The sequence below is a fragment of the Streptomyces sp. NPDC050211 genome (genome assembly GCF_040656035.1).
Taxonomy (GTDB): Bacteria; Actinomycetota; Actinomycetes; order Streptomycetales; family Streptomycetaceae; genus Streptomyces.
In genome coordinates this window covers 1-25,381 of sequence record NZ_JBFALC010000039.1, presented here as the reverse complement: position 1 = coordinate 25,381, position 25,381 = coordinate 1, and the positions used below count along the sequence as shown (strand labels likewise).

The following is a 25,381-nucleotide window of genomic DNA, read 5'->3' as shown; positions in this document are numbered from 1 at the left end:
TGACCCCCCGGCGGACCCGGGCTCGGCCGGCTTCTCCCAGGGGCGGGATGATGGCGCTCTTTGAAACTGGCCACCCGCCTGCTCAGGGGTGTCCCCACACTTGCTCGCGATTCCCCAACTGTGGAATGACCTCCTGGGGCAGGGGCCCGTTTGTCCTCGGCCGACAATTAGGTCTGGTTCGCGATCGGGCGGCCGAGCTGTTCGAGGAACTCCTGCAAGCTGGACGGGGCGACCTCGGAGCGGGGCCGTACTCAGTGGTCGGGTCGCCCGGGGGTGAGATTCCCCGGGCGACCCGACCACTCACGGAAGTGCTCCGCCGCCGTCGCAGGTGAGTGGATGAAGCACCCGCCGTCGACGTCGGGCAGTGAGGCCTCACCGATCACCCAGTGGAGCGGGGTGGGCCGTTCGCGGGTGGGGCTGAGCTGGGGCTTTGATAGAACTCAAACCGCCGTTGCCAGTCGCGCGGAGATCACTACCCGACTGCGTGCATAGCGCAATCATGTAGGCCTCGGGCCCTCCGAAGCAGTGCCGCTCCGCCGACCTGATCGGCTGCGGCGTCATGGGTTTTCTCGTTGCTCCACAGCGCGGCCGATGAGTTTGTGGCTCCCGGCCGGTCCAAGCTCGTGACACCCTAGGAAAGGACACCGCCATGTCGGAGCTTCTGGTCGACTTCATTACCTCCCTCGACGGCTACGCATCGGGAGAGGGATGGCCCGGGTTCTGGGGCCTCGAGGGCCCGGAGTACCTCGCATGGCTCGGCGAGCAGCCCGAGGTCACCTACCTGATGGGAGCGAACACCTACCGTCTGATGTCGGGCTTCGCCGCAGGCGAGGTCCCGAAGGGCCAAGACGAGTTCAGGCCCGAGGAAGAGGCGTCCGTCGACGAGCTCACGCAAGCGTCCAAGGTGGTGTTCTCCTCCTCGCTCGAGGAGCCACTGACGTGGGCCAACTCCACGCTCGTCCGCGACGACGCCGTCGAGGCGGTCCGCGCCATGAAGTCGACTGGCTCGGGGCTCCTCAGCACGATCGGCAGCCTCAGCCTGAGCCGGTCCCTGCTACGAGCCGGACTCGTCGACCGCTTCCGGGTCGTGATGTTCCCGGTGATCACCGGGGCCACGGGCGAAGAACGTATCTACGACGGCTATCCGGACGTTGCCCTCGAGATGATCGAGCACCGCACTTTCGACGGCCGCATCCAGCTGGTCGAGTACAAGCCCCGCGTGCTCGAGCACCCGCCGCTCGGCGTCCCTGCGTGACGTCGCCCCGTCCGCCGGTCTGGACGGCCGCCAGGCCGGCGTCGGCGGCTTCGGTCGCTGGGCCCTCGCACGTGCTCTTCACTCCCTACATTCCCCACACGCTTCAAGACACAACGAAGTGGAGGGAAGAGCGTCCCTGGCCGATTTCAGAGATCCTCATCAGGCAAACGTCCGCGGCCGGCGGCGGGGCGAGGCGGCGCCAGAAGTTCAGTCACGAGACACCCGCTCGGTCCAGCACCCGCCCAAGGAAGCCGCGCAGATATCCCGCGACGACGTCCAGGTGGCTCTCCAGCAGGAAGTGACCGCCGTTGATCAGGTGCACCTCCGCGTCTTTTGCGTCGCGGGCGAAGGCTTGCGCGCCGGCCGGGCCGAAGATTTCGTCATTGCGGCCCCACACGGCGAGCACCGGGACCTCGCTGGTGCGCAGAAATTCGTGCAGCAGGGGGTAGAGCGGGCGATTGTTCTGGTAGTCGCGGAACAGTGCCAGTTGGACCTCGTCGTTGCCCTCGCGGGAGACGAGAGCGAAGTCGTGCTCCCAGGTGTCCGGGCTGACCAGGCTCGGGTCGGACACGCCGTGCACGTACTGCCAGCGGATGGCGTCGACGCTCAGCGCGGCGCGTACGGCGGGTTCGGTCTCGGGACTGGGGTTCGCCCCGTAGGCCCAGACGTCGGTCCAGAACGACTCGACGAAACCGTCCTCGTAGCCGTTGCCGTTCTGGGTGATGAGGGCGGAGATCCGTTCGGGGTGCTTGAGCGCGAGGCGCCACCCGATGGGGGCGCCGTAGTCCTGGACGTAGAGGGCGTAGCGCTCCAGGCCCAGTTGGTCGAGCAGTCCGGAGGTGAGTTCGGCGAGGGCGTCGAAGGTGTAGGTGAAGTCCTCCACGAGGGGGGCGTCGGAGTGGCCGAAGCCGAGGTGGTCCGGCGCGATGACGTGGTAGTCGTCGGCCAGCAGCGGGATGAGTTCGCGGAACATGAACGAGCTGGTTGGGTAGCCGTGCAGCAGGACGATCGCGGGGGCGTCGGCGGGGCCGGCTTCGCGGTAGAAGATCTCGTAGCCGTCGACAGTGGCGGTCCGGTGGCGCACCGAGTGCATTTCTAACCCCTTTAAATGCGTAATCCGGTTAGTTCCTCGCCATGCAAGCACGGGATGAACTAACCTGTCAAATGATTCAATGCGGTTAGAGAGAGTGGCACCCAATGGACACGCTGCTGGACCTGCTCAACAGCAGGCCACTGGTCAACGGCGAGGAACAGGACGCGCTCGGCGACCCGGCCGGAGGCAGACGCTGGGCGCGGGAGCACGGCGGCGAAGGGAGCCTCGGGGAACTAGCGCTGCTGCGCGAGACGCGCGACATCCTGCGGGACATAGTGCGTGGAGACAGGCCGCCCGCCGCGTTGAGTCCGCTGCTCGAAGGGGTCCGCCAAACCCCGGAGATCACTTCGGATGGTCTGCAGTGGACACTCAAGACTCCCCCGCACACCCGGCTGGCCGTCGAGGTGGTCCTCGCCTGGGCCGCCACCGAGAAGCACATGCCCGGCCGGCTACGGCCCTGCGCCAATGACGAGTGCCGGCTGTTCCTGCTCGACCGCAGCCGCGCCAACCGCGCCCGCTGGTGCTCGATGGCTGTCTGCGGCAACCGCGAAAAAGCACGCCGCCACTACGAACGCACCCGCTGAGCTTGTGGAGAAGCCGGCCGAGCCCGGGCGGCTCACCCCCGCCCGGGTTCGCCGGGGGTTCAGGAACCTCCGCCCGAACTTGCCCTGTCCAGCCCGTGCGCCGAAACCCAACCGGCCCGGCCCCGGCCGCCCGCCCGGCTCGGAAGCCCGGCTCCAGCTCAGGCACCGCCTGGCCGAACCATCCCTGACCGGGATGGACCGCACTGAACACGCCCACCTCATCGCAGCAGGCCGCCTTGATCGAACAGCGCCGCCACCAGCAGCAGCGCGGCCGACCGCGCCAGCCGGTTACACCGTTCGTTCGGCTCTGTCAGCACCTGCGTCGCCGCCTGGTGTCACTGAATGTCATTATGGCACTCACCAAGAGTTCGAGAGGGAGGCACGTGGCTGCTGCGGTCGCGACCAAGCGCACCAGAGGGGGAATGAGTGACCAGCGGCGGCACCGTCTCCGCCTGGAGATCTCCCGTGAGGCCTGCCAACTGTTCTGGGACCAGGGCGTGGCTGCGACCAGCGGTGATCAGATCGCTGAGGCGGTCGGGCTGTCCACTCGCACGATCTGGCGTCATTTCCGCAGCAAGGAAAGCTGTGCCGAACCCATCGTGATGCAAGGCGTCGACACCGAGATGGCCATCTTGCGTAGCTGGCCGCCTGAATTGCCGCTGGAGGTCCACTTCGTCGTGGAGGCGACAAAGCTGGCCCGGAAGGCGACGCCGACCGAGGTGGCTGACAATGGGCTCGCTATCAAGATGATCCGGTTGGCCGACGACGAGCCGGCCATCCGGACGGCCTGGTTGATGGCGTGCGATCAGGTGGAGCGGGAAATGGTCCGCATCATCGCCCAACGACTCAAGCTTCCGGTCGAGGACATCGACGTGCGTCTCCACGCCGCAGCAGCTTCCGCCGCGCTCCGCATCATCAACGAGGACGTCGGCGCGAAGCTCCTGGAAGGCGTTGATCCTGCTCAGCTCGGGGACACTGCCGCATGGATTGCTCAGGCCATCCGCAGGGCGACAGGCGGTGCCGTAGGTGATCCTGTGAAGCGCTGAACCGCGTGCTCGTCACCCCAACAGAGCGGTGCAGCCGTACTTAACTCCCTTCAGGGCTGCTGCAGCAGCTGACCAAGCGGCTTTTGGACTCCGCCCTCGAGGGCGAGATCACCGACCACCTCGGCAGCCTTGCTCGTCCGGTCCCCTGCGCCGCCTAGCTATCCGCGCCACTCCGGTGGCTGCTTGACGATCCCGAGATCACTTTCAGCGTCGAAACCGGCGCCCTCGTGCGGAAGAGCGACTGGGCGTGCGATGTCGGCCCCCAGGTCGAAGGCGGCAGCGGCGATCGAATCAGCTATGTCCGCTTCCTGGTGCTGCTGCTTCGCCCGTTCATGATGTGCCCTCAGAAGATCAACGATTCTCCGGATCGGACCGTGCCGGAGGTCAGGAGTCGGCGTTTCCTCGCTCATGGATGGTGATTCCCTTCCGTGGACCCCGCGCAGGGGGGTAATCGGTGGCGTGCAGGCACGGTCCCTCAATATGAAGTCCCGTCAGGTGTGACGACCGTTTCTGGGCGAGTCTCAGTGCTGATGCGTCCCGGCGTAATGGCTACGAGAGCAGGCGACCATCGGCGTCCCTCCCACTTGGGAGCACGTCTGAATCAGACGGCGAGGGCGGCCGGTATGTCACCGACAAGTCGGTGCCGGGGGTGTCCCGATGAGGCGTTCGTGAGGAGCCCGGTGGCCCACGGAAAGCTGGGCACAGTGATTGCGCCGGCCCTTCGTCAGGTCGCTGGGGTCGTGAAACCGGACCTCGATGAGTGCGGCGACCATCTCAGGGGCGGGGAACGTTTCGCAGGTTGGCGCGGGCCAGGTCGAGCATCTTGCCGACTCCGCCGTCGAGCACTGTCCGACCCGCGGCGAAGGCGAATCCCTTGACCTGGGCGGCCGAGATGTGCGGCGGGATCGACAGCGCGTTGGGGTCGGTCACCAGATCGACCAGAAACGGTCCGTCGTGGGCGAGCGCCCGCTTGAGTCCCTCGACGACATCCCCGGGGCGCTCGATGCGGATCGCCTCGATGCCCGCGCAGCGGGCGATCGCCGCGTAGTCCACCGGCTCGTGGTCGGTCTCGTGCTCGGGCAGTCCCTCGACCAGCATCTCCAACTTCACCATGCCCAGGGAGGAGTTGTTGAAGACGATCGTCTTCACCGGCAGGTCGTGCAGCTTCACTGTGAGCAGCTCGCCCATGAGCATGCCCAGTCCACCGTCGCCCGACATCGATATCACCTGGCGGCCGGCGTAGGCGAACTGCGCGCCGATGGCGTGCGGCAGCGCGTTGGCCATCGTGCCGTGCAGGAACGAACCGATCACCCGTCGCCGTCCATTGGGGGTCAGGTAGCGCGCCGCCCACACGTTGGACATGCCGGTGTCCACGGTGAACACAGCGTCGTCGGCCGCGAGTTCGTCCAGAACCGAGGCCGCGTACTCAGGGTGGATCGGGGTGTGCCGCTCGACGTCGTGGGTGTAAGCCGAGACCTTCTCCAGCGACCTGGCATGCTTGTGCAGCATCCGGTCCAGATAGACACGGTCTCGCTTCGCCTCGACCAGCGGCAGCACAGCCCGCAGTGTCTCCCGGACGTCGCCGTGGACCCCGAGTTCCAGCACAGTGCGACGGCCGAGGCGGCCCGCATCGTGGTCGATCTGCACGGTCCGCGCCTGCGGCAGGAAGTCGTTGTACGGGAAATCGGTGCCGAGCAGGACGACCAGGTCGGCCTCGTGCATCGCGTCGAAGCAGGCGCCGTAGCCCAACAGACCGCTCATGCCCACGTCGTACGGGTTGTCGAACTGGATCCACTCCTTGCCCCGCAGGGTGTGACCGATGGGGGCGGCAGACTTCTCGGCGAGCGCCATGACCTCGGCGTGCGCGTCCCGCACTCCCGCTCCGCAGAACAGCATCACCTTCCGTGCCGCGTTCAACTTCTCGGCCAGCGCCCGAACCTGTGTGTCCGGCGCGACGACCCGGCCGCGCTCAGTGACCAGGTCACTGCTTCCCGTCGGGTGAGTCGCCTCGGCGTGCGCGACATCGCCCGGTATCACCAGGACCGACACCGCGCTGTTGCCAAGAGCCCGCTGCATGGCGATCCGCAGAACCCGGGGCATCTGCCCGGGGGTGCTGATCATCTCGCAGTAGTCGCTGCACTCGGTGAACAGCCGTTCCGGGTGTGTCTCCTGGAAGAATCCGGTGCCGATCTGGTGGGACGGGATGTGCGAGGCGAGTGCCAGCACGGGCGCACCGGAGCGGTGCGCGTCGTACAGTCCCTGGATCAGATGCGTGTTTCCGGGGCCACAGCTTCCGGCACACACCGCGAGCCTGCCGGTCAACTGTGCCTCCGCTGCTGCGGCGAAGGCGGCGGCCTCCTCGTTCCGTACATGCACCCACTCGATGCCGTCGGTACGGCGCACCGCGTCGACCACCGAGTTCAGGCTGTCACCCACCACGCCGTAGATCCGCTCCACGCCCGCCTGGCGCAGGATGTCCACCATCTGCTGGGCCACAGTCAGATTCCGCATCGCCGGACTTCTCCTCTCGGGCTGCACACCGGTCTCGTGTGACTCTCGACAGCCTCAATATAGTTGATGCATCCACTTTAAGCTCATGGGTGCCAGGGATCGCCGCTGGAGACGGCTCAGCCGCCAGACCCTGACGAGTGCCCCAGAGCCGAGGACGGACAGCAGGAGCCGAGAGCCTTCAGCTCCTGCAAGGAGGTGGCGATGACGACAGGCAGGCCGACCACGTTGTCGGCGACGGGGTTGGCGACAGGTAGGGCATCTGGAAGCAGGCACTGAGCACCTCACCGCGTCGGCGCCGTGGGTGTCCAGGTGGTCGGCGATCTCGGGCAGCCTGGTCGGGTTGAGGCGTCGGCGAATACCTGCGCGTGCACGACACCGGGCAGTCCGGCAGCCACGCGCCGTGTCGCGTGCTTATCCCGGGGGCTTAAACGATGTGGCGGCAGCCGACGGCGAGCGCCCATCCGCCAGAGCACGCTGGGGCTACGGTCCGGATGGGGCGATCTTCGGGTTGCCAGTCGCGACTCGGCGGATCGTGCTGACGCTGAAGTGACATTTGTAATGGGAAGTAGTGACAGACCGCCATGGCGAAGGCGAGGTGCCCAGGAGATCGTAGAGCGATGAGGAAGCACCGCACACCGGCAGCACGGGCCGCTGGCCATGGGACGCGATAGCTGGTTCAAGGAGACCATGGCCTTCTACGACCAGTACCTGACGGGCAAGAAGCCCGCAAAGACCTGTCCCGCCTACGCGGTGCAGACTGGCGCCCGGGGCGGCCAGAAGGCATGGCCGGCCGCGGCCAACCATGTCACCTCAGCCTCGGCGGCGGCAGCTACCTGGACGATGGGCGGCGCCTCCGCGGACCGGCCCCAGGGCAGCGCCGGGGAACGCCCAAGTGAAGCAGCAGAAGGAGGGCAGGACTATGTCCAGCTAGTTCGTTTGGTCGCGCCGGCGGGAGCAGTTCACCTGGATCACCGGGCCCCGGATCACCATGACTGCGAAGAGCCGAGGACGGCACCGCCGTGATGCTTGACGAGCTGTTCTTCCGGCTGGACAAGAAGGACCTGGACCTCGACCTCAAGTCCACCGCCTGGAAGCTGGCGGGCGGACACCGCCTCGCAGCGGAGATCGGTTCCGTCCAGACCCGCGACTGGCTCGACACTCCGTCCAAGCAGAAGATCACGATCGAGAACGCCAGCCTTGCCCTGGCCGTTGACGGCCCCGCCGACGACCGCGCCACTGATGGCCGACGCTCGCCGTACCCGGGCGTCAATGCAGCTGTGAACACTGTGCAGTTCCCTGCAAGCCCGGCCGGCTTTGCCGTGCCGCCCGACCGCTGAACCGCAGTTGCTACCGGCACCGCTCTGGCGCGCCTCACCTCCGCTTGGCGTCCGCCTTCCACCGTCTGAGCACCCCACTGCTTACGGAGAAACCATGCAGAACGAGATGCTGATCGTCGAGGATTTGTTGCTCACGCTGATGGACGACAAATCCGGCGCGATCGCTGGCGAGGGTACGCTGTACTACACGCTCGGAGGGGCCGTGCTGGCCGAGCTCGCCCTCCGCGGCAATGTGTCGGTTGCTGAAGGCGACACGGGACTGACCGGCCTCAAGGTGCACGCCGTTTCCGGCCATTCGGTCGCGGATCCGCTGCTCCAGGCCGCGCACCGGAAGATCGCCGAACGCACACGGGGCGTCCAGACGCTACTTGTCGAGATCGGCGGGGAGCTGCGCAGCCCGGTCCTCGACCGACTCGTCGACCGGGGCATGGTGAGCCGGGAGCGAAAGCGAAGGCTGGGCCTTTTCCCCACGACTTCCCTGTCTGTCGCGAATACCCGGCACAAGGCCGAAGTCCTGCGGGAGGTGCGCGCTGCATTGGTGGACGGGAGGACGCCCAGCGATCGCACTGCGGTGCTGATCGGGCTCATCTCCGCCAGTGGCAGCCTGCCCAGCCTGCACCCCACCATTCCCTGGTCGGGGAAGGTCTACGAGCGCGCAAAGGAATTCGAGAAGGGAGTCTGGGGAGCGGACGCGGTCAACACCGCCGTGATGCGCACGTTGGTGGCGATCTCGGTAGGAAGCGCCGTCGCCGTGACCAGCGCTGTCGACTGAGGCGGGATTCCGGCGCGGCCGGAGGGACCGGTGAAGATGTGGCGTCGGTGATGAAAGCGGTCGACCCTGATGGCTCACACGGCCTGCTCGACGCCAGCACGCAGATCTGCAGCAGCGGTCCGGAGAGGATCGAGGATGCCGGGCGGCTGAGCAAGCCGCCGGCCGACTCGCCGAACGCGACCTCGGCCCGGACGAGATCGACCTGATCTGCGGCGGCAACTACCTGCGGATGCTGGAACGCAGCCGGGCGTCCGGGATAGTGATTCGCTCGGTTGCTCTGCGGCTCGTGGTCTGAGCGGCCGAAGGGGCGGCAGCCGATGGAGTGCTGGCTACCGCCCCGTATGTACGCCCGGGCTACTACCGGCGGCGCAGCACTGCTCCCGCCAGGCGAAGTGACCGCGACGAGTGCCAGCCCGCCCTCAGCGTCGGCAGCGATTCCGTACAACGAGGGGCAAGGCGTCGGTCTCTAGAGCTGATGCAGCGGGAGTGGCTGGCACCGGTGAACGGTCAGAGCCCGGTCCGCGCGACCGCAGACGTCAGCGAGTACAGCCCGGAGGCTTGAGCGGGGTCACCGGCAAGGCGGGCGCGGGCAGCGGCGAGCCGTCGTAGCCGTACACCGTTCCGAAGCGGTCACCGGACATCCACTCCTCGCGTCCCTGGGCGATCTCCTCCTGGGTTCGTCCGATGAGGTTCCACCACATGATGATCTTCTCCTCAAACAGCTCTCCCCCAAGCAGCAGCCCCGAGTCGCTCAGGGCGCGCAGCGGCAGCTCGGAACGTCCGGAGCCTAGATAGAGCATGGAGCCGGGGTCGAGAGGCATCACGTCGACCTCGGTGGTCCCGGACATCGTCAGCACGCCGTACTCGAAGTCCGGCTCCACGGGCAGCCGTACGTCCGCGCCTTCGCCGAGTGCGAGGTCGGCGCCGACCAGCGGTATGTACGTCGTGCCCGGCGAGACCGCGCCGTCCAGTCCGCCCAGGACGGCGGTGGCCTCTGCCGCATGCTCAGGTTCGTGCGGTGGTACACCGCGACGATGAGCACCCGTTCGGCCAGCGGCGGGCTCCATGGCCGGCCCACCAGAGTGCCGTTGCCGCCCCGCTCCCGCACTACCTTCAGCAGCCGCGCAAACTGCGTCGCCTGCAGCCCGGCGAGCGTCTCCACCCACACCCGCTCGGCCCTCAGCACCCCAGCGGAGATGCCCAGTTCACGACCTTGTGCAACACGCTTCTAGCTTTGCAAACTGAAGAATTGAATCGGGGAGTTCGGCTTGAAACCGATACGCGGGTAGACGGGCGCCCCGGCAACGGTCGCGTGCAGGGTGGCGCGAGTCAGCCCGGTGGCCCGGGAGCCCTCGTACAGTGCCTTGCGCGTGACTGCTTCGCCATAGCCTCTGCGCTGCCATTCCGGTTCCGTGGCAACCAGTACGACGAAGAGGCGGCCCTCTGCTGCGATGGTGCCGGCGCACGCCACGGGGAGGTCGCCGCGCATGGCCAGGTACGCATGCACCTCGTTCTTCCAGAGCGCGGAGCCGACAAGTCCGTCGCGGCCGTCCTCAAGGGGGAAACCGTAGCCGCGTGAATTGATGTCTGCGTACGCCTGAAGCTGTTCATCGGTGGTCACGCGCACAAACGTCAGGTCCGGGTGAACAGGATCGGGGATGGGAAGGAGGTCGCCGGCCATACCGGTGCCGGGGAAGGCGTACTGCAGTCCTGCCTGCTTGGCCGTTTCCTCCAGCGTGGAGCGGGCCCCGTCGTCGAGGAGATCCTCAAAGAGCCACAGGAAGCCCGGGTAATTCTTCGCCCGCATGATGTCTGCCGCCTGGGTCAGGCGTTGCCGAAAGAGCTTCGCGTCAGCGCCTACATCGGTCAAGGTGATGGCGTTCCAGAACGCGAACCGGCTGCCCACCGGACTGCGATGCCTGGGAGGTCACGCACGTCCGCATCCGCATCCCGGTCGAGCACCATCGCACGCCATGCCACGGCGAGCTGCTCCATCGACTCGATGGATTCCGCAAGGACCGTCATCGTATCTCCTCACATTCTCGTGAATCTCATGACCAGAAGACCGCGATCACACGCCCTGAGCTGCCCGAGCACGGCCTTGTGCAACTCGCTTTAGGCGGCATCCGCGACCTTTACGCGACCAGCGCGCGGTTGCTGGTCGCGGTGGGGCTGGGCTACCGGCAGCGGAGCGCAGCGCATGCGGCTTGCCGGCGGCCTGCACTCCGGTGAGGCCTGCAGCCTCTACGTCTTCGACAGATTCGTCGTCGGCCTCCGCCCATGAATCTCGCGACGGACGTGACCTACGACCACGACCTCGACCTCATCGCCAATGCCGTCCACGTCTTCGGCGTGGGACCTGGCGGCCGACGGGACGGCGGCCGTATCGCGCCCACGGAAGCCCGCAACAGGTCCGTGGCGTCACCCGACAGCACGGCGGGCCTCCACCTCGCCAAGAGGATCGGCGTCCAGACGTTGAGAGGACCGCTGAATACGGTCCCCGCGGGGCTGTGACACGCGCCATTCGTCGCGGAAGGCCGTGACCTTACGCCGGGAGTACCACAAGCTTGCCGCCCGGGTGCCCGGACTGGCTCACTTCCACCGCGACCGCGACCTCGTCGAGGGAGTAGGTACCCGAGATGGGCACCCGCAGCCGTCCCGCCTCGATGAGGGCGAGGATGTCCCGGAGCGCTTCGGGACCGCCCGCTCCCGGCTCGGTCATGTGGATCTGGATTCCGGTGCTCGCGGCGTCGAAGGCCACGAGCGAGAGGACGCGTGTCGGGCCGCCGGCGAGTTCGATCGAGTCCGGGATCTCACCGCGACCCGAGGCGTCGAGGACCGCATCGACTCCCCGGGGGGAAATCGCTCGTACGCGGTCGACCAGGCCCTTGCCATAGGTGACCGGTTCCGCTCCGAGGGAACGGAGCTGTTCATGGTTGCGTTCGCTCGCGGTGCCGATGACACGCGCACCGCGGGCAACGGCCAGCTGCACGGCGAACGTGCCCACGCCACCGGCAGCGGCATGGACCAGCAGAGTCTCACCCGTGGTGACCTTCAGCTTGTTGAGAACCTCCCAGGCAGTGATGCCCGTACCAGCCAGGGTCGCGGCAACCTCCCACGGGACGGAGGCCGGCTTGCCGACCAGTGCAGCGGGGTCGGCGAGCGCGGACTGCGCGTAGGAGGGGGTGGTGGAAGCCCCCAGCACCTCGTCACCGACGCTGAAGGCGGTGACGCCCGCGCCGACCTGGTCGACTACGCCGGCCACGTCGGAACCGAGACCACCCGGAAGGTCGAGGGGCATCACCTGGCGCATGTAGCCGTGCAGGATCCTCCAGTCGATCGGATTGACACCTGCGGCCCGTACCGCGAGCCGTACCTGCGCGGGGCCCGCAGTGAGCGGCGGAACATCGACGATACGCAGCACATCAGGGGTGCCGTACTCGGCGAACTGCACTGCAAGGGACATCTGCTCGACTCCAAGGTCTTGGGTGCTGCATGTGGGAAAGCGGGCACGGCCGCGTCACTGACCGCAGGGCCCCGCGTGGTCGCAGTACGGCTGGAGACTGCTCTGCCCGCAGCCGCACAGCATGACTCTGGTCTCCGCGCGCGAGCCTTGGGGCGTGTCCACGCTCAGCTCACCGCGCACGGTCAGCTGCCCGGTGGAACTGCGGGTGATCGTGGTGGGCCTGTCAGGGGTTTCCGTCCCGCCGTCCACGAGTTCGTACTGGAGCGCGCCCGAGGGACAGCGCCGTACCACTTCGGCCAGGCGATCGGCCGTAGCCTTATCCGGCTGGATCCACGGGCGCTTCGCCGTGTCGAACACCTCGGGCAGGCCATGGACGCATTCGGCAGCGTGCAGGCAGCGCCTGGCCTCGAAGGTCACCGTGATCGACTCCGCCTGGTATGCCCTCTGCTCGGATTCGCCGCTCATGCCCGCCTCCGTCACTGCCGTGCTCGGCTCTTCAGTCACTGACCTTGCTGCGGGACTGATACAGCAGGTCCTGGTACTCGGGGTGCCGGCTGATCCAGCCCGCGAAGAAGGGGCAGGTGGCGAGCACCCGCAGGTTCGCGGCGCGTGCCTCGTCAAGGGCGGCGCGGGCCAGCGCGGACCCGACTCCCCTGCCCTCGTACTCCGGCTCGACCTCGGTGTGCACGAACGCGACGAGTTCCGTCGTACGGATGTATTCCGCGACGCCCGCCACCCTGGACTCTCCGTCGGCGCGGGCCTCGTAGCGCTTCGCCTCGGGCACGTCGCTCACTTCGACCGTCATGTGTCCTCCTCGTGGGCCTGATCCCGCTCGACTCGACGGAATCCCGACAGCCAGGGCCTCAGCCTAACCCCATCAGGTTGATGCATCAACTTCATCCTCGACGAGGGCGGTCGTACCGCAGAGCGAGCACGGGGGCGAATTCGGCGCCGCGTCCCGACATGGCCCCGGTTGGCCACCTTCATTCCGCGGGTGAGAGCTTCCACGTAGGGAAAGCCCAGTTCTCCGCAGGAACGATTCCGGTGGCGACACGACCGATCTGCCGCGACCCGTTCTGGCGCTACCCGACCTCATGGCCAGCAATTCCCGGGATCTCGAACGGCAGGCGACGCGGCTCGCACCACTCGCCCTTGACTCCGAGCCGGACAACTTCCGCACGTTCTTCACCTGTCCGACGGGTACCGATCCCGGCGCCTTCCGGCTCGTACACCAGGACGGGGTCTGAGCCGAGGCATCCCGGGCACGACGGACGCGGCTGCGCCGAGAGTTGCATCACCGCCACTGCGAGTAGATGAGCTGTCAACGATTTCGTTAGACTGCCCCCATGGACGCACCACCGCGCTGGCTCACCCAGGACGAGAAGGCCGCCTGGGACAGCTTCATCCGTATGCAGGAGACGCTCATCGGACGGCTGTCCCGCCACGTCCAGGCCGACTCCGGAATGTCCGCCGCCGACTACGTCGTGCTCGTCAGCCTCACCGAAAGGAGCGACGGGCGGATGCGCTTCTTGGATCTGGCCAAAGACGTGGAGTGGGAGAAGAGCCGCATGTCCCACCAGGTCACGCGGATGGCGAAACGCGGGCTCGTGGCCAAGGAGGAATGCCCCGACGACGGACGCGGAGCATTCATCGTCGCCACCCCGGCCGGCTACAGGGCCATCGAAGAGGCCGCACCCCCGCACGTCGAGCACGTCCGCCGCCTCTTCACCGACGCCCTGACCCCGAACCAGCTCAAGACATTCGGCCGGATCTGCAAGCGTGTCCTGGACCACATGGAGAAGCAGCCGGACTGACCGTGTGAGGGGACGCAACTCCCCCAATCACGGGAGGTCACCCCCGCGCCAGCCCGGCGAGGACATCCTGGTACGCGGGCCGCCAGCCGGGTTCGCGACGGACGCGCTCACCGCTGAACCGCTGGTCCGGGATCTTCGGGGCCCCTCAGCACGGACGGGGCCATGCACATGGCTGGTCGCATCGCGGACGCCCGACGAGGGAACAGATTGCGCCGCAGGTCTGGTGCTGTTGCTGGTGGCGATGACCGCGCCCTGCGAGCGATCTGGTACCTCGCACGGTCATCTGCCATACCAGGAGTCCGGGTAGCGGTAGGTGGATGTGCCAGGTCAAGGGATGATAAGTGCTTTCACCACGCGCTGCGCAGCAACGTCTTCGAGCGCGGCCTGCGCCTCGTCGAGACCGTATGCCTTGCTGATGAGGTCGGTCCACGGGAACTGCCGCCTGTAGCGCGCCATCACCTGAATCGCACGGTACATGTGCCCGACGTCGCTGCCCCAGCATCCGCGGATGTCCAGGTGCTTCTGGTTGAGGTCCAGGTGCGGGTTGAAGGCCGCTTCACCGGCGTTGGTGTACTGGCCGACGACGACATACCGACCCGCGTCCCGAGTCAATCGCATGCCCTCAGGAACCGCAGAGGGCACCCCGGTCGCCTCGATCGTGACATCGGCTCCGCGTCCGCCGGTCGCCTCCCGGATCGCCGCCTGCCGGGCTGCGGGCGTTGTGGTGTCGATGTCGATGACGGCATCTGCACCGAATCGGACCGCCGTGTCCAGCCTGACCTTCGGCCCTCCGATGACGATTACCGATCCGGCTCCCCGCAGCTGGGCGAGCACGGCAGCGCACAGACCCACAGGTCCGGCGCCCTGGATCACGACCGTGTCACCGAAGGCGATCTCGCCAAGAGTCACCGCGTGCAGCGCTGTCGGCATGCCGCAGCCACCGGAGAGGAACGCGCGCCAGTCCAGTTCGTCGGGCAGGGGAATCACGTGAACGCCCGGCTTGAGATAGATGTACTCCGCCCATCCCCCCAGTAGGCCTTCATCAGCAGGCAACGTGACCCCGTACACCTTCCGTGCCGGGCAGCGGGTGGTGGCGTGGCCGACAGTGCAGTACCAGCAACGCCCGCATGTCCCGTACACGTCCAGGAACGTCACCACCTGCCCTACTTCCAGGGGCACCCCGGACACGTCCTTCGCAACCTCCCCCCGCACGTCCACAGGGCCGAGCGCGGTGATCTGCCCGACGCTGACATGCCCCGGAATGATCGGGTAGGGCACGCCTGCGAGCTGGCCTTTCCACAGGTGTGTGTCCGTGCCGCACACCTCGCTGCCGAGAGTCCGCAACAGGATCGCGCCCGGCTCCAGCTCGGGCTGGGAAAACCTTCGCAGTTCCAGTGGCGCATCAGGCCCAGGCATAACGACTGCAGATATCACCGTGGATTCCTGTCCTTGGAGAGTCGGGTTGTAGGTGGGCGGGGGTATGTGGAATTGGTCGATGGTGTAGTCGCCGAAGCGGAGGACGTTCTCGCGCCGGCGGGGGCCGAGGACCGCCAGGTCACTCGCGTAACCGGCGGCTAGGGGCGATGCCCAGCATTGCCCCTAGCCGCATGGTCAGCACAACTGTGGCCGAGCTTTAGGCGATGAGATCGGGAGGTCGCCGAGCTTCTTCAGTTCCGGTATCTGATTTTCTGCAGGTGCTCAGGAGAACACGCATTTTGAAGTGCCCGTGCGAAATATTTCCGTCGCGCTGGGATTGTTGTTTGTTTCCCCTTGCGCCGGTGTGCCGGCATGTCCAACTGCCGGGCCTACACCATTGTGTTGCCGTTGGCGGATTTTTCGGCAGGGACGATGTCCTGGACGACGTCCCAGTGTTCCACGATGCGTTCGTTTTCCAGCCGGAAGATGTCGACGATGGCCACGGGGTTCGGGGCCCAGCCGTGGACGATGCTGTGGGTGAAGACCAGATCGCCTTGGGCGGCGATCCGCTGGGGCTCCCAGGAGAAGCCCTCCAGGTTCGGAACGACGTTGCGCAATATGTCGAGCCCATTGGGCATCTGCGGGCTGTGCTGGATATAGGGTTCGGCCCAGTATCGGTCTATCGCGGTGAGGTCCTTGTCGGCGAACAACTCCCGCATCGCGGTGAGCACGATGTCGACGTTGCGTTTTGCCTCATCGTCCTGCACGGCGGCGTGGTGGGTCATGGTCAGGTTTCCTTAATCGTTCCGGTGAAGTGGTGGAGCTTGCCGTCGACGGTCACGTTGGAGTACAACTTCCCGTTCTCGAAGTCCTCCAGGTGCGTCACCGTAGCTCCGCTCGCCTCGGTCCAGGAGTTCAGGTAGACGCCTTCGCGGATCTCTTGCAGGTTCAGCGCCACCGTTTCGGCGTGACCGTCGGGGCGAGTCCCCCGCCGTGCTCTACGACGAAGCTGCCCTGGGTCGGCGAATCGAACGTGAACTGCACCGTCAGATCGCCGACGTCGAAGTGGTAGCTGTGGCCGGTGAGTTGCTTGGCCATGGCATGTCCTTCAGATAGTCAATCACAACTTCGAAGACGAGTTGAAGTCTCAACTCGCAGTTGGTGTTCACGCAAGCCTTCTGAGACGTGGAACACACTCAGGTGCTTCTGGAGCAGTTCACCTCAGACGGCGGACCCCGCTGCGAGCGGTGTCCGACCTGGTTGACAACCCTCCAGCGCAGGCCCCATGAGGTTGCCGCCACCCGCGCTGAGCGATGCACGCCGCTCGATTGGGCGCTGTGCCTCGCGGTGACATCCCCCCTTCCCCGACACCGCCGTACGCCAACTCAAACCCGTTGACTTGCCGTGCCGTCGATGCAGCTCTCGCACGAGGATTGCCCCTTGGGGAGGGCGCTTCGCCAGCACAAGGCGAGTCTCCGGTGCCGCACCGGCAAGACCTCCTCCGACAACTCCTTCTGACAGACGCTGTTCGCCGCCGCGGCCGTTGACGCGCGGTGGGCGCGTACCCTGCGGGTCAGGCACCAGAACGCCCGGAGACGGGGTCGGGCCGCTGAGTCCGCTCGCCGAGGACCCGCGCGAAGAGCGCCTCCCGCAGCGCCACTTCACGAGGATCGTCCCAGAGCCGAAATCCGGTGCGGTTCATCGCGTACGCGAAGCCCGTACCGGTGTCCGGGTCTGCGAAGGCGAACGACCCGCCCAGGCCCATCGTCCCGAAGGCGCGGTCCGACTTGGAGCCGAACCTGAACGACGGGAACGGCTTGACGTACCCCAGGGAGAACCTCGTCTCGACGCGCAGCACCTCGTCGAAGTGTCCGTCCGTCGGAGGTGTGGCAGCGATGCGCAACGCGTCCATCGTGGCGTCGGTGAGGCCCAGGGCGGTGCCGCCGGTTGCCACCTCGCCGTAGAGCTTGGCGATCGACCGCACCTGGCCGACGCCGTTGGCCGCCGGAATCTCCGCGGCCTGTACATCCGGCCGGTTGAAATTCTCCACGGTGCCCAGCACCCGCGGATTGCCGAACGCCCGGGAGGTCAAGCTCCGTGGCTTCGCGTATGCCCGGACGAATGACGCCGGCATCGCTCTCAGGTGCAGCATCATCTCCCAGGAGCGAAATCCGTGGATGCGTGCGACCCGATCGCGATCAGCGTCCTGCGGCAGGCCGAAGTGGAAGTCGAGGCCGAGCGGCGTCGCGACCTCGTCGGCGAAAAACCGGCCGATACGGCGTTTCCCGGGGTCGATCCGGCTGATGAGCTCGCTCTCGTACCAGCCCAACGACTGGCCGTGGTAGCCGTGCCGGGTGCCCGGCTCCCATGCCGGACGCTGCTCGGCAAGGGCCGTGGCGAGGGTGCGCGAGCCAGTCAGGTCGCCGAGCTCGAGTGGCCGGTCGATCACCGCCAGCCCGGCCTGATGGGCGAGCAACTGACGGACGGTGACATCACCCTTGCCGGCGGCGGCGAACTCGGGCCAGTAGGTCGCCACGCGCTCGTCGTGGTCAAGCAGCCCACGTGCGTGCAACACCGCGAGCGCCACTGCTGCCACGCCCTTGGACGTGGAGAAGACCGGCACCATCGTTTCCGCCTCCCAGGGGGCACGGTTGCGCCCGTCCCGGTATCCGCCCCAGAGGTCCACGACCTTCTGCCCGCCGTGGTAAACGACGCAGGCGGCGCCGATCTCGTCGCGTGCGGCGAAGTTCTCGCGAAAGGCGTCAGCCACTGCGCCATAGCCTTCGTCCACGTCACCGCGAACCATGTGGGCCGGTACATCGAGCTTGAAGACCACTGCTTTCCCTTCATTGATGTCTGCGTAACCCGGAGCTGACCGGCGTGCCCACAGAGGCACTGGACGAACTCGTCGACCGACTGGCCTAAAAGCTGGGCGAGGCACGCGAGCAAGGCCGGTTCCAGCAACGAGGAAGCGAACGCGTCCGCGCTCGCGGCGCTCGGGCCAACGAGTCAACGGCAGCACCCTCACCAGGGCGAGCCACCCCTGGCCGAGCACGGCTACACGATCCCGCCCTCGACAGGCCAGGCCCAGACACCCGCTCACATCACCGCGTTCCCCGCCAACAGCAACCCCGCGAAGACCAAACCAGCGTGTTGACTCTCCGCAGCCCTTCAGGACTGGTGCTAATATAGATGATGAATCAACCAAATGGTGGGGAGTCGCCAGCGGGAGCCAGGTACCCGTATTCGGCCCGCTGCAGGAACCGAGGCATCGGTGCACCCCTTGAGGCCCGCGGACGCGAAGCTCCAGGAGCGAATCCCATGAGTACCGAGAACAACATCGGACTTGACTCGCCACTGACACCCGAGGAGAGCGTCCTCGCACGTCGGCGGACGCACTTTTGTCACTGCACGGCCATCGAAGGCGAGGTCAGCCAGGCGGCCCCTGCCCGCATCTGCCTGAAGCGGGCGAGCGAAGATCAATCGCGACACAATGTCTCAGCTCTCGGATGAATCGGTTTGATCGGCGTCGAGAATCGATGATGAGCGCGCCCATATCGCCGAGTGCGGAAATGCCAAGCCCGCCAAGGCGCCTGCCAGGAGGGGCAACCTCAGCCGGCGAACTGCCCGACCAGGCCCCGGTCCGCCCTGCGGTGGACCAAGCACCAGTTCACTGACGTGCAGCTGCGCCCACCACGCCAGAATCTGGTTGACATGTAAACCAAAGGGGTGTCAAGGTTTACGTGTCAACTAGATCGGCGGAGGTGGTGTGGGCGACCGAGCGGACTGCGGAGCAGAGCATTCGACGTTCGGCGAACAGGATCCCCTCTCCCGTCTGCGCGCGAACTGCTGCCGGCGATGACGACACGCGGGGCCCGACCGGCAGAAAACTCGAGCAGGTTACCGGGGACAGACGTCCCGCCCGGTCGTCACGAACTACGCACCACCACACCCCGACACAACGAAAGCGTCAAATAAATTGAACACGATGGATGTTTCGCAGATCGAGTTCGGTATCGACAGCTTCGGAGACCGGCCCCTGAACGACCTGGGCGTGATCGTTTCACACGCGCAGGCGATTCGCGCCGCGGTGGCCGAAGCGGTCCTTGCCGACCAGGTCGGTATCGACGTTGTTGCGTTGGGCGAGCACCACCGGCCTGAGTACGCGATCTCCAGTCCTGAGACGGTACTGGCGGGCATCGCGACAGCCACGGAGCGCATCCGGCTCGCCTCGGGCGTGACGGTGTTGTCCTCGGACGACCCGGTGCGGGTTTTCCAGCGGTTCGCCACGGTCGATGCGCTCTCCAACGGCCGCGCCGAGGTGATCCTCGGACGCGGTTCCTTCACCGAGTCGTTCCCCCTGTTCGGGTACGACCTCAAGGACTACGAGGTGCTGTTCGAGGAGAAGATCGACCTCTTCCATCGGCTCCTGGACGAGAAGCCGGTCACCTGGGAAGGCACCACGCGTGCCGCCCTGCACAATGCGGACGTGTACCCGAAGACCGATTCGGGACGCCTCAACACTTGGGTAGGGGTGGGCGGGACACCGCACTCCGTGCTCCGCACCGCCCAGTACGGCTTCCGGCTCATGCTGGCAATCATCGGCGGCGCCCCTGACCGGTTCGCTCCGTACGTGGACCTGTACCGGCGTGCCAGCGACGAGTTCGGTACGACCGCACAGCCGGTCGGGACGCATTCGCCCGGCTTCGTCGCCTCCACCGACGAAGAGGCCAAGGAGCTCTTCTACCCCGGGTACAAGGAGATCCGCGACCGGATCGGAGGGGAGCGCGGCTGGCCGCCGCTCCGCCGGGAAGAATTCAACGCCGAAGTGGACCGCGGGTCTCTGTACGTCGGCTCGGTCGAGACGGTCGCGACCAAGATCGCCCATGCTATCCGGGTCCTGGACGCGGGCCGGTTCGACTTGATTTACTCCGCCGCCGGCACCGTTTCAGCCTCCGCACGTCTACGTTCGGTCGAGCTGTACGGCACCCAAGTCATCCCGCGGGTCCGCGAGCTTCTGGCCGAGCAGCCCGCGACCACGGCGGGAGCGACGCGATGAGCAACCCTGTCACCACTATCGGGATCCTGGGAGCCGGGAAAGTCGGCACCGTCCTGGCGCGCCTGGCGGTCGCCGCCGGCTATCGAGTCCTGATCTCAGGGTCCGGTGACCCCTCCAAGATCGCGCTTACCGTCAAGATCCTCACCCCCGGAGCAACCGCCGTGTGGCCGGCCCAGGCCGCGGATGCCGCCGACGTGGTGATCCTGGCTCTCCCGCTCGGCAAACACCGCAACCTCCCCGTCCCGGAGCTAGAAGGAAAGCTGGTCATCGACGCGATGAACCACTGGTGGGAGATCGATGGTCCCCCCGACACGATCCTCCCGCCCGATACCTCTTCGAGCGAAGTCGTTCAGCGGTTCCTACCGAACGCCCGTGTGGTGAAAGCCCTCAACCACATGGGCTACCACGACCTCGAGGACGAGGCTCGTCCAGCCGGCAGCCTTGAGCGCAAGGCGATCGCAATCGCCGGTGACTCGCCCGAGGATCTGACCGTTGTGTCTGCACTGATCGACACGCTCGGATTCGACCCACTCACCATCGGCGACCTCGCAGCGGGCGTCCAACTCGAGCCCGGAACCCCCGCCTTCGGAGCCAACGTCGACACCGACCAGCTTCGCGCTCTTACCGCCACCCCTGCTCCGACAAAGCTTTTCGAGCGCTCGTAACCGAAAAACAGCACCTCAGCCGGACCGGAGCACTACGGCCACTGCGTGACGCTCTCTGAAGAAAGACAGTCAGATGACCCAGGAACTGACAGACAACACCGGTGCATCCGTGACGGACGAGCTCGATCTCGTCACATTTTCAGGAGTAATCACGCACGCCACACTCGGCGAAACGTGAGGTCATCTCCCTGGTCGCATCGATAATGTAACGCCGCGAAGCGCCGTCAGGTGCAGCCCGATACCAGGGCGCACGCAACGCGGTACCCACAGCGTGAAGATTGTAATTGTGCATGGAGGACGAATGCGGCCAATCATTCCCGACTACTTGGCCGAGGTACTGGGAGATGTGGAGTCGGACGCGTCCGGAGAGCTGGCGGGATACATTCCTGAGCTCGCAGCAGCGGACCCCGAGCGCCTAGGAGCGGCCTTTGCCATGATTGGCGGAGAGGTCTATGGTGCCGGTGACATCGATATCGAGTTCACAATCCAATCGATCTCCAAGCCGTTTGCATACGCGTTGGCCCTGTCTGATCGCGGATTCGACCCTGTGCTCGCCAAAGTCGGTGTCGAGCCGTCCGGAGAGGCGTTCAACGAGATCTCCCTCGAAAGCGATACGGGGCGGCCTCTCAATCCCATGATCAACGCTGGCGCGATCACCGTACACTCACTGACCGGCGCGGAGGACCTGAATCCGGCAGAGCGTGTGGAACGCGTGCTCCACGGCCTCTCGGCGTTCGCCGGTCGTCGACTGAGGACGGATGAGGCGGTATGTGCGTCGGAGATGGAGAACGCGCACCGCAACCTCGCCATTGCACACATGCTCCGCAGTCACAACGTCCTCACCGAGGATCCCAGGGCCGTCGTGGACGGCTACACCCGCCAGTGTTCCGTGCTCGTCACCACGCGAGATCTGGCGATGATGGCCGCGACGTTGGCCAACCGTGGGATAAACCCTCTCTCGGGTGAGCAGGTGGTGCCGGAACCGGTGGTGCGTCAGGTGCTGAGCATCATGTTCAGCTGTGGAATGTACGACGCCGCTGGTGACTGGGCGACCCAGGTCGGTATTCCTGCAAAGAGCGGGGTGGCCGGGGGCCTGATCGGCGCGCTCCCCGGACAGATAGGCATTGCCACGTTCTCACCACGACTGGACAGGCACGGGAACAGCGTTCGCGGGGTGTCACTGTTCGAACGATTCTCTTCAGACATGGGTCTGCATGTGATGGAGGTCCCCGCCACTGCGCGTGCCGTCGTGCGGTCTCACCATGTCGTCGGCAGCGGACCAGACGCGCTCCGGGTCCTGCAACTGCAAGGTGGCATCGGCTTTGCCGGAGCCGAGAGAGTTGTGCAGGAAGCCGAGGGCATTTCGCCTTCGGACGTCAGGGTGGCTTTGGACCTGACAAGGGTCCATTCGATCGACGACGTGGCACGGCGCGTGCTGCTGGAGGTCGCACGCCGGCTGACGCTGAATGGTCACGAGGTCTACCTCGTCGACCCAGAAGCGATCATGCCCGATCCCGACCCCGGCGATGGTGGCCGAGTCACAGTCGTAGACGACGTGGATCACGCTGACCGACACACTGCGACCGCGGGAGGAGGTCAGATCGGTTGAACGCGCATGGTGAGATTCGCGCCCCACCGCAGGCCGATGCGGAGCCGCGAAACCTCTGACCCACCTCCGATGACACACAGTTTCCACATACAGATATCGGCCGGCGTTCGTTTCGTCGGCCAGAAGGGGAAGAAATCATGGGTTACATCACCGTCGGCACGGAGAACAGTACGCCGGTCGAGCTCTACTACGAGGATCAGGGTTCTGGACAGCCGGTCGTCCTGATCCACGGCTACCCCCTGAACGGGCACAGCTGGGAACGTCAGACGCGCGAGCTGCTGGCCCAGGGCTATCGCGTCATCACCTATGACCGTCGGGGCTTCGGCCAGTCGTCGAAGGTGAACTCCGGCTACGACTACGACACCTTCGCCGCTGACCTGAACACGGTCCTCGAAACCCTCAACCTGCAGGACGTCGTCCTTGTCGGTTTCTCGATGGGCACCGGGGAACTCGCCCGCTACGTGAGCCGCTACGGTCATGAGCGTGTCGCGAAGCTCGCCTTCCTCGCCTCGCTCGAGCCGTTTCTCGTCGCCCGCGACGACAACCCCGACGGGGTGCCGCAGGAGGTCTTCGACGGCATCGCCGCGACCGCAAAGGCGGACCGGTACGCCTGGTACAAGCAGTTCTACGCGGACTTCTACAACCTCGACGAGAACCTCGGCACCCGTATCAGCGAGGAGGTCGTGACCGGCAGCTGGAACGTCGCGATCCGCAGCGCTCCGGTGGCTGCGTATGCCGTGGTACCGGCATGGATCGAGGACTTCCGCGCCGACGTCGAGGCGGTCCGCGCGAGCGGAAAGCCCGCACTGATCCTGCACGGAACAAAGGACAACATCCTCCCGATCGACGCCACCGGGCGCCGGTTCCACAAGGCACTGCCCGAGGCCGACTACGTCGAGGTTGAAGGAGCGCCGCACGGCCTGCTCTGGACCCACGCCGACGAGGTCAACACCGCGCTGCGCGACTTCCTCTCGAAGTGACGGTGGATGACCGGCTGTTCCCCTGACGGCATCTCATGACGCGGAACCGCGTCATCGCCGCCGAGAGGCGTATGCGGCGCCGAACTGATGTTGAGGCGCCACATACGCCCCTCGAACGCGGAAGGGATACGACATGCCGTGGAGCACTCGCCAGCTCGCTGATCTGGCAGACACTACGGTGAACACCATCCGCCACTATCACCGTCTCGGTCTGCTCGATGAACCGGAGCGCCGGCACAACGGGTACAAGCAGTACGAGGTGCGGCACCTGGTGAGTCTGCTGCGCATCCGACGTCTCGCAGAGCTCGGTGTGCCGCGCTCACCGATCGGTGACGTCAGCGCCGGCAGTGACAGCACACCGGGTGTTCTGCGCAACCTCGACGCCGAACTGCAGAGGCGCATCGAACGCATCCAGAAGGCACGGACAGACATCGCGGCAATCCTCCGCACCGGCGCGCCGGCGGACGTCCCCGCCGGATTCGAGTCCGTGGCATCTCGGCTGTCCGAGGCCGACAGCTCGATGATCCACATCGACGCGCATCGGTACGACCAGAACGCCTTGGCGGACGTTCAGAAGATGGTGGAGGCGGACACCGATGACCTCAGTGCTGACATCGATCGATTGCCGGCGGCCGCAGACGAGGAGACGCGGCAACTTCTGGTGGAAAGGCTCGCGCGGAATCTCATCGACGATCCCTGAATAAGCGACCCTGCTTCGCGCCTGTCCAAGAGCGGATACGTCACCGCGCAGACATTTGTGCATGCTATGTCAGAGCTGTACAACCCTACTCAGTTGGACGTGATTGTCCGTGCCAGCTCTCTTGCGGAAGACCATGTGTGTGCCATGCGAAAGGCGAGTGGACAGGCGGACGGGGTACCCACTCCACGCGAAACTTGAGTTGCTTTCAGTGAACGGAGCATCCAAAGTGGACGTTTTCATTATCGGCATCACCGGCGGCGTCGGTAGTCTGCTCGCGCAGAAACTGCGCTCGCGAGGAGACGCCGTCCGCGGGCTCGTTCGCCGAGATGACCAGCAGGCCGAGCTCGCGACGCGAGGCATGAACGCACGAGTCGGCGATCTCTCCAGCATGACCGTGGCAGAGCTGGCGGAATCGTTCAGAGGTGTCGACGCGATCGTCTTCAGCGCCGGTTCGAATGGCGGTAGCAAGCAGGTCACGAAAGCCATTGACGGCGATGGGGTCGCGAAAGCGGTCGAGGCGGCCCGCCTGGCCGGTGTCGAGCGCTTTGCCCTGGTCTCAGTTCTCCCGGAATCATGGCGGGAACGCGACCTCGGCGAGGAGGTCGAGTACTACTTCGCCGTGAAGAAGGGCGCAGACATCGCGCTCAGCCGCAGTGACCTGAACTGGCTGATTCTCCGACCCTCCCTGCTTCTCGACGGCCCAGGAGCCGACACCGTGTCCCTGGGCCCCGCAGAGTTCCACGGCCAGATCACGCGCGACGACGTTGCCAGTACCCTCGCCGAACTGCTCCACGAACCCCTTATCGGTCGGCAGATCCTCGAACTCAACGCGGGTTCGACACCAATCGAAGAGGCGGTCCGAGCGAATGTTCGCTAAGGGCTCGCAGAGATTCAACATGTTGCTTCTCTGCGAGCCCTTAGACCAAAGTCGGTGGAGGAACCGACCGGAGGATGATGCGCCGGATGTGTCACTGAGAGACAGTGAGGTCTTTCAGCGTGGCCACTGATCGGGTGACGGGCTCGATCCCCGCAACGCACGAGGCTCCCGTGCCGTTGGGGGAGGTGTTCGAAGTC

At 66.0% G+C, this 25,381-nt stretch carries 26 protein-coding genes and 4 pseudogenes; 16 read left to right on the top strand and 14 right to left on the bottom strand.

Translation table 11 applies throughout. The features are described 5' to 3' along the window. Nucleotides 1-649: 649 nt before the first annotated feature. A complete protein-coding gene (locus AB0I98_RS31355) occupies nucleotides 650-1,255 on the top strand; it encodes a dihydrofolate reductase family protein (protein WP_362947888.1) in 606 nt (201 codons plus the stop codon). A gap of 211 nt (nucleotides 1,256-1,466) precedes the next feature. On the opposite strand, the gene AB0I98_RS31350 is transcribed toward AB0I98_RS31355, so the two are convergent. Next, nucleotides 1,467-2,348: an alpha/beta hydrolase gene (locus tag AB0I98_RS31350; protein WP_362947886.1), complete on the bottom strand. Its 882-nt coding sequence runs from the start codon at nucleotides 2,346-2,348 to the stop codon at nucleotides 1,467-1,469. A gap of 104 nt (nucleotides 2,349-2,452) precedes the next feature. Between AB0I98_RS31350 and AB0I98_RS31345 the strand changes: the two genes are divergently transcribed. Together AB0I98_RS31345 and AB0I98_RS31340 are read left to right on the top strand one after the other, a co-directional pair. Further along, nucleotides 2,453-2,932 (top strand): CGNR zinc finger domain-containing protein, encoded by a 480-nt coding sequence (locus AB0I98_RS31345; protein WP_362947885.1) that lies wholly within the window; start codon nucleotides 2,453-2,455, stop codon nucleotides 2,930-2,932. 383 nt (nucleotides 2,933-3,315) lie between these two features. After that, nucleotides 3,316-3,978 (top strand): helix-turn-helix domain-containing protein, encoded by a 663-nt coding sequence (locus tag AB0I98_RS31340; protein ID WP_362947884.1) that lies wholly within the window; start codon nucleotides 3,316-3,318, stop codon nucleotides 3,976-3,978. Nucleotides 3,979-4,136: 158 nt separating this feature from the next. Here AB0I98_RS31340 and AB0I98_RS31335 read toward each other — a convergent pair whose 3' ends face one another. Both AB0I98_RS31335 and AB0I98_RS31330 read right to left on the bottom strand, forming a co-directional pair. Continuing rightward, complete coding sequence (locus AB0I98_RS31335) at nucleotides 4,137-4,388, bottom strand: hypothetical protein (RefSeq protein ID WP_362947883.1); 252 nt, start codon at nucleotides 4,386-4,388, stop codon at nucleotides 4,137-4,139. Between the two features lie 364 nt (nucleotides 4,389-4,752). Beyond that, nucleotides 4,753-6,489 (bottom strand): pyruvate dehydrogenase, encoded by a 1,737-nt coding sequence (locus tag AB0I98_RS31330; protein ID WP_362947881.1) that lies wholly within the window; start codon nucleotides 6,487-6,489, stop codon nucleotides 4,753-4,755. A gap of 687 nt (nucleotides 6,490-7,176) precedes the next feature. On the opposite strand from AB0I98_RS31330, the gene AB0I98_RS31325 reads away from it, so the two are divergent. The 3 genes from AB0I98_RS31325 to AB0I98_RS31315 all read left to right on the top strand — a co-directional run bounded on the left by AB0I98_RS31325 (nucleotide 7,177) and on the right by AB0I98_RS31315 (nucleotide 8,598). Beyond that, the gene (locus AB0I98_RS31325; protein ID WP_362947879.1) at nucleotides 7,177-7,512 is read left to right on the top strand and encodes a hypothetical protein; all 336 of its coding nucleotides are present in this window, start codon (nucleotides 7,177-7,179) and stop codon (nucleotides 7,510-7,512) included. Beyond that, nucleotides 7,509-7,826 (top strand): hypothetical protein, encoded by a 318-nt coding sequence (locus AB0I98_RS31320; RefSeq protein WP_362947877.1) that lies wholly within the window; start codon nucleotides 7,509-7,511, stop codon nucleotides 7,824-7,826. Before AB0I98_RS31325 ends, AB0I98_RS31320 begins: the two co-directional genes overlap by 4 nt. Before the next feature lie 94 nt (nucleotides 7,827-7,920). Beyond that, on the top strand, nucleotides 7,921-8,598 hold the full coding sequence (locus AB0I98_RS31315) for a GPP34 family phosphoprotein (protein WP_362947875.1): 678 nt from the start codon (nucleotides 7,921-7,923) through the stop codon (nucleotides 8,596-8,598). A 536-nt stretch (nucleotides 8,599-9,134) separates the two neighbouring features. Here the strand turns inward: AB0I98_RS31315 and AB0I98_RS31310 are convergent. The 3 pseudogenes from AB0I98_RS31310 to AB0I98_RS31300 all read right to left on the bottom strand — a co-directional run. Beyond that, nucleotides 9,135-9,590 (bottom strand): annotated as a pseudogene (locus tag AB0I98_RS31310) (pirin-like C-terminal cupin domain-containing protein); the annotation flags it as partial. Nucleotides 9,591-9,592: 2 nt separating this feature from the next. Beyond that, a pseudogene (locus AB0I98_RS31305) lies at nucleotides 9,593-9,784 on the bottom strand (IS5/IS1182 family transposase); the annotation flags it as partial. A gap of 42 nt (nucleotides 9,785-9,826) precedes the next feature. Beyond that, nucleotides 9,827-10,623 (bottom strand): annotated as a pseudogene (locus tag AB0I98_RS31300) (GNAT family N-acetyltransferase). 255 nt (nucleotides 10,624-10,878) lie between these two features. Here AB0I98_RS31300 and AB0I98_RS31295 point away from each other — a divergent pair. Then, nucleotides 10,879-11,112, top strand: a complete 234-nt coding sequence (locus AB0I98_RS31295) for a hypothetical protein (RefSeq protein WP_362947874.1) — start codon at nucleotides 10,879-10,881, stop codon at nucleotides 11,110-11,112. Nucleotides 11,113-11,143: 31 nt separating this feature from the next. Here the strand turns inward: AB0I98_RS31295 and AB0I98_RS31290 are convergent, their stop codons facing one another. Genes AB0I98_RS31290 through AB0I98_RS31280 form a run of 3 tightly spaced genes read right to left on the bottom strand, consistent with a single transcriptional unit; the run spans nucleotide 11,144 to nucleotide 12,869 of the window. Further along, nucleotides 11,144-12,064: an NADP-dependent oxidoreductase gene (locus AB0I98_RS31290; RefSeq protein WP_362947872.1), complete on the bottom strand. Its 921-nt coding sequence runs from the start codon at nucleotides 12,062-12,064 to the stop codon at nucleotides 11,144-11,146. Between the two features lie 54 nt (nucleotides 12,065-12,118). Beyond that, nucleotides 12,119-12,529: a (4Fe-4S)-binding protein gene (locus tag AB0I98_RS31285; protein WP_362947870.1), complete on the bottom strand. Its 411-nt coding sequence runs from the start codon at nucleotides 12,527-12,529 to the stop codon at nucleotides 12,119-12,121. 31 nt (nucleotides 12,530-12,560) lie between these two features. After that, nucleotides 12,561-12,869 carry a GNAT family N-acetyltransferase gene (locus tag AB0I98_RS31280; protein ID WP_362947868.1) on the bottom strand — a complete coding sequence of 103 codons (309 nt, stop codon included), beginning with the start codon at nucleotides 12,867-12,869 and terminating at the stop codon, nucleotides 12,561-12,563. Between the two features lie 289 nt (nucleotides 12,870-13,158). On the opposite strand from AB0I98_RS31280, the gene AB0I98_RS31275 reads away from it, so the two are divergent. Together AB0I98_RS31275 and AB0I98_RS31270 are read left to right on the top strand one after the other, a co-directional pair. Next, nucleotides 13,159-13,311 carry a hypothetical protein gene (locus AB0I98_RS31275; RefSeq protein ID WP_362947867.1) on the top strand — a complete coding sequence of 51 codons (153 nt, stop codon included), beginning with the start codon at nucleotides 13,159-13,161 and terminating at the stop codon, nucleotides 13,309-13,311. A 99-nt stretch (nucleotides 13,312-13,410) separates the two neighbouring features. After that, nucleotides 13,411-13,878, top strand: coding sequence for a MarR family winged helix-turn-helix transcriptional regulator (locus AB0I98_RS31270; protein ID WP_362947865.1), 468 nt, complete (start codon nucleotides 13,411-13,413; stop codon nucleotides 13,876-13,878). Between the two features lie 327 nt (nucleotides 13,879-14,205). On the opposite strand, the gene AB0I98_RS31265 is transcribed toward AB0I98_RS31270, so the two are convergent. The 5 genes from AB0I98_RS31265 to AB0I98_RS31245 all read right to left on the bottom strand — a co-directional run bounded on the left by AB0I98_RS31265 (nucleotide 14,206) and on the right by AB0I98_RS31245 (nucleotide 18,100). Next, nucleotides 14,206-15,312, bottom strand: a complete 1,107-nt coding sequence (locus AB0I98_RS31265; protein WP_362947863.1) for a zinc-binding dehydrogenase — start codon at nucleotides 15,310-15,312, stop codon at nucleotides 14,206-14,208. A gap of 371 nt (nucleotides 15,313-15,683) precedes the next feature. Beyond that, nucleotides 15,684-16,079: a nuclear transport factor 2 family protein gene (locus AB0I98_RS31260; RefSeq protein WP_362947862.1), complete on the bottom strand. Its 396-nt coding sequence runs from the start codon at nucleotides 16,077-16,079 to the stop codon at nucleotides 15,684-15,686. A gap of 2 nt (nucleotides 16,080-16,081) precedes the next feature. Continuing rightward, nucleotides 16,082-16,252: a hypothetical protein gene (locus tag AB0I98_RS31255; protein ID WP_362947861.1), complete on the bottom strand. Its 171-nt coding sequence runs from the start codon at nucleotides 16,250-16,252 to the stop codon at nucleotides 16,082-16,084. Next, nucleotides 16,243-16,392 (bottom strand): hypothetical protein, encoded by a 150-nt coding sequence (locus AB0I98_RS31250; RefSeq protein WP_362947859.1) that lies wholly within the window; start codon nucleotides 16,390-16,392, stop codon nucleotides 16,243-16,245. The genes AB0I98_RS31255 and AB0I98_RS31250 overlap by 10 nt, the downstream gene beginning before the upstream one ends. A gap of 475 nt (nucleotides 16,393-16,867) precedes the next feature. Next, nucleotides 16,868-18,100, bottom strand: coding sequence for a serine hydrolase domain-containing protein (locus AB0I98_RS31245; RefSeq protein ID WP_362947948.1), 1,233 nt, complete (start codon nucleotides 18,098-18,100; stop codon nucleotides 16,868-16,870). Nucleotides 18,101-18,150: 50 nt separating this feature from the next. Here AB0I98_RS31245 and AB0I98_RS31240 point away from each other — a divergent pair. From AB0I98_RS31240 to AB0I98_RS31210, 7 genes and pseudogenes are all read left to right on the top strand, one after another. Further along, nucleotides 18,151-18,451, top strand: a pseudogene (locus AB0I98_RS31240) (ISAzo13 family transposase); the annotation flags it as partial. An 831-nt stretch (nucleotides 18,452-19,282) separates the two neighbouring features. Beyond that, complete coding sequence (locus AB0I98_RS31235) at nucleotides 19,283-20,353, top strand: LLM class flavin-dependent oxidoreductase (RefSeq protein WP_362947857.1); 1,071 nt, start codon at nucleotides 19,283-19,285, stop codon at nucleotides 20,351-20,353. Next, nucleotides 20,350-21,018, top strand: a complete 669-nt coding sequence (locus AB0I98_RS31230; protein WP_362947856.1) for an NAD(P)-binding domain-containing protein — start codon at nucleotides 20,350-20,352, stop codon at nucleotides 21,016-21,018. Before AB0I98_RS31235 ends, AB0I98_RS31230 begins: the two co-directional genes overlap by 4 nt. Nucleotides 21,019-21,319: 301 nt before the next feature. Continuing rightward, nucleotides 21,320-22,627 carry a glutaminase gene (locus tag AB0I98_RS31225; RefSeq protein ID WP_362947855.1) on the top strand — a complete coding sequence of 436 codons (1,308 nt, stop codon included), beginning with the start codon at nucleotides 21,320-21,322 and terminating at the stop codon, nucleotides 22,625-22,627. A 137-nt stretch (nucleotides 22,628-22,764) separates the two neighbouring features. Then, entirely contained in the window at nucleotides 22,765-23,607 is an 843-nt protein-coding gene (locus tag AB0I98_RS31220) for an alpha/beta hydrolase (protein WP_069867377.1), read from the top strand. 133 nt (nucleotides 23,608-23,740) lie between these two features. Then, nucleotides 23,741-24,307 (top strand): MerR family transcriptional regulator, encoded by a 567-nt coding sequence (locus AB0I98_RS31215; protein ID WP_362947854.1) that lies wholly within the window; start codon nucleotides 23,741-23,743, stop codon nucleotides 24,305-24,307. 226 nt (nucleotides 24,308-24,533) lie between these two features. Beyond that, the gene (locus tag AB0I98_RS31210) at nucleotides 24,534-25,184 is read left to right on the top strand and encodes an NAD(P)H-binding protein (RefSeq protein ID WP_362947852.1); all 651 of its coding nucleotides are present in this window, start codon (nucleotides 24,534-24,536) and stop codon (nucleotides 25,182-25,184) included. Nucleotides 25,185-25,381: the final 197 nt, after the last annotated feature.